This window comes from Bacteroidota bacterium, assembly GCA_018831055.1.
Taxonomy (GTDB): domain Bacteria; phylum Bacteroidota; class Bacteroidia; order Bacteroidales; family B18-G4; genus M55B132.
The window spans coordinates 1-2,353 of sequence record JAHJRE010000079.1; the positions used below are offsets into that span (position 1 = coordinate 1).

Annotated in this window: 5 protein-coding genes; 3 read left to right on the top strand and 2 right to left on the bottom strand. The window is 41.0% G+C overall.

Annotated features, from left to right (window positions below):
- Together KKA81_04770 and KKA81_04775 are read right to left on the bottom strand one after the other, a co-directional pair.
- On the bottom strand, window positions 1-365 hold a 365-nt coding region (locus tag KKA81_04770), incomplete at its 3' end, for a type II toxin-antitoxin system MqsA family antitoxin (GenBank protein MBU2650227.1).
- Window positions 349-735, bottom strand: coding sequence for a hypothetical protein (locus tag KKA81_04775; GenBank protein MBU2650228.1), 387 nt, complete (start codon window positions 733-735; stop codon window positions 349-351). The genes KKA81_04775 and KKA81_04770, both read right to left, overlap by 17 nt.
- 209 nt (window positions 736-944) lie before the next feature.
- Between KKA81_04775 and KKA81_04780 the strand changes: the two genes are divergently transcribed.
- The 3 genes from KKA81_04780 to KKA81_04790 form a co-directional block, all read left to right on the top strand.
- Window positions 945-1,199: a hypothetical protein gene (locus KKA81_04780; protein MBU2650229.1), complete on the top strand. Its 255-nt coding sequence runs from the start codon at window positions 945-947 to the stop codon at window positions 1,197-1,199.
- Between the two features lie 87 nt (window positions 1,200-1,286).
- A complete protein-coding gene (locus KKA81_04785) occupies window positions 1,287-2,123 on the top strand; it encodes a three-Cys-motif partner protein TcmP (GenBank protein MBU2650230.1) in 837 nt (278 codons plus the stop codon).
- A 33-nt stretch (window positions 2,124-2,156) separates the two neighbouring features.
- Window positions 2,157-2,353: hypothetical protein (locus tag KKA81_04790; protein ID MBU2650231.1), on the top strand; the 197-nt coding region annotated here is incomplete at its 3' end.

Sequence of the window (2,353 nt, forward strand, 5' to 3'; positions counted from 1 at the left end):
GGGGTATTTCCGGATAGCACCCGCCGAAGAATGCCATCCATGGGCTTGGTCTGGATTTGTCCGGTTTCCCATCGTTTCACGCTTGCAATACCGACATTCATAGCCCTGGCAAGCTGCTCTTGGCTCCATTTAAGTTTCTTGCGGCCATTAACAATCTCATCACTGCTGAGCAGATTCGCTGCCTTTCGATAGGCATCGGCAATCTGTCTTTGGTTTTCTGCGGCCAGGGCGATATCATCCACTTCAATGCCGCATTCAGGGCATACATAGTGCCTTGCCGTATATTTGATCCGCTTATTACGGAAGGTTATCTCTTTCGGCTTGTTTTTCAGTAACATTCTGCCATGTTCATTTGGGCAATTCATTTTGTCCCCCCTTCACTGGCTGCCTATGTTCATGCAAAGAGACGATCCAGAGATAATCTCCCTTGATTGCAAACTTCAGATACATCAGACACCCAAAGACTTTGCTCGACCACCTGAAAGCAAACAGTTCACTATCAAGAATTGATCTTTCGTATGATTTGGCTGGCGGCCGCTGCCCATGATAATCTCCCGGCTGAATCTCTGACAGAATCTCAGACAAGCTTTCGGTTAGATCTTCTACCAAAAAATCAAGCTCAAGCATGTCAGATAGTATAGAATCCGGCTCGACAAATCGGATACGTTGTTCTGATGCCGTTTCCTTTGCCGTTCTCAGCTTTCCAAGAAGTTCCCGGTGAGATGGTCGTTTCATTTTTTGCCACATTTTAGTATCAATTGATACCAAATGCAAGAAAAAAATGCCAGCGGTCTTCAAATATTGTTTAATTATGACGATAATGACCTGAAAGACGAGTGATCAAACTAATTTGTTGACAAATTAATTAGTTATGTTATCCAATATTCAGCCTATCCACTTGAAACAAGCCGTATTTTGAATTTTCTAACCGCATCGGAAGCCGGATGGAAAAAAGCCCTGCCAGCATTTCTTTATCGTCCATAAAGGATAACCATAACCGCGGATCGGTAGGGGAATTCCTTATTGAGAGCATCAAACCCCAGTCGGATTTATCTGTTGATTCCGCCTACTTCACCATTTATGCCTACCATCAACTGAAAAATCAGATAGACAAGATAAATCATCTCAGATTCCTTTTTGGTGAACCGACCTTTATCAAAGCCATTGATCCAGCCAAAAGAAACAGAAAGGTTGGGTAAACGGTTGGGTGAAAAGTTGGGTGAAGCGATTAAGTTTTTCACTTCATGCTACCGCAAATTGAATGAAGCTTCAGGGAGCTGGAAAAAATGAAATTCGACGAAATAGGTTTCTGGTCTGAGATCAAATTAGAAATTATTAAAGAATACGCACATGCTTTTACAACGATAATGAAGAGCCAGTATTGGTGTAAAGGATATGCATATATTGACGCCTTTGCCGGCGCTGGTATCCATATTTCAAGAAAAACTGGAGAGTTCGTTCCAGGTTCCCCTTTAAATGCACTTGAGATTAAAAACCCTTTTACTGAATACCACTATATCGATATTGATAAACAAAAAATCGAAATCCTTTCCTCTGTTACTCAGGAGCAAAAGAATGTCTACATCTATTCTGAAGATTGTAACGAAGCATTATCAAAGAAGGTTTTTCCAGCGTTTAAATGGGAAAACAAAAAGAGAGCTTTATGTATTTTGGACCCTTATGGTTTGCATCTTCACTGGCAAACAATCATGGAAGCAGCCAAATTGAAAACGACCGAAATCTTCTTAAATTTTCCTTTGATGGATATGAATCGTAATGTGCTGCATAAGGATTTATTAACAGCGGACCCGGAGCAGATAGAACGAATGAACCGATTTTGCGGGACTAAGGAATGGCAGGGTATCTTGTATAAAGAATCTGAACAGACAAAGCTTTTTGGGCCTCCGGACAAAATCAAAACTGTTGACAGCAATGTTAAACTTGGTAATTGGTTTAGGACAGAGAGGTTAAGAAAAACTGCCGGATTCCAATTCGTGCCGGAACCGGTTCTTATGAGAAATAGCAAAGGCGGCCCCTTGTTTTTTCTATTCTATGCGTCACACAATGAAACTGGGAGGAAAATTGTAAATGCAATCTTTAATAAATATCGAGGGTACCTGTAAATTCGAAAATATAGGCATATTAGGTATTAGGCTATGGAACTAAGAAATCAAATTAAGGAGCACGTCCGTGAATATGTGCAGAAGGATATTCAAAAATCTCTTGTAACTGAGCTGTGGGCAACCAGGCAAACAGGCAACAAAATCAGAGTTAAAAATATTGCAAAACAATCTGGGTTGCCTTTAATCTGGATGGGCAAAGCACCGGGCTTAAATGGTGAAAAGGGGATCGA

Bases quoted from the DNA above. Each gene is read 5' to 3' on its own strand.
- KKA81_04775 (MBU2650228.1), bottom strand. From the start codon at position 735: ATGAAACGACCATCTCACCGGGAACTTCTTGGAAAGCTGAGAACGGCA.
- KKA81_04780 (MBU2650229.1), top strand. From the start codon at position 945: ATGGAAAAAAGCCCTGCCAGCATTTCTTTATCGTCCATAAAGGATAAC.
- KKA81_04785 (MBU2650230.1), top strand. From the start codon at position 1,287: ATGAAATTCGACGAAATAGGTTTCTGGTCTGAGATCAAATTAGAAATT.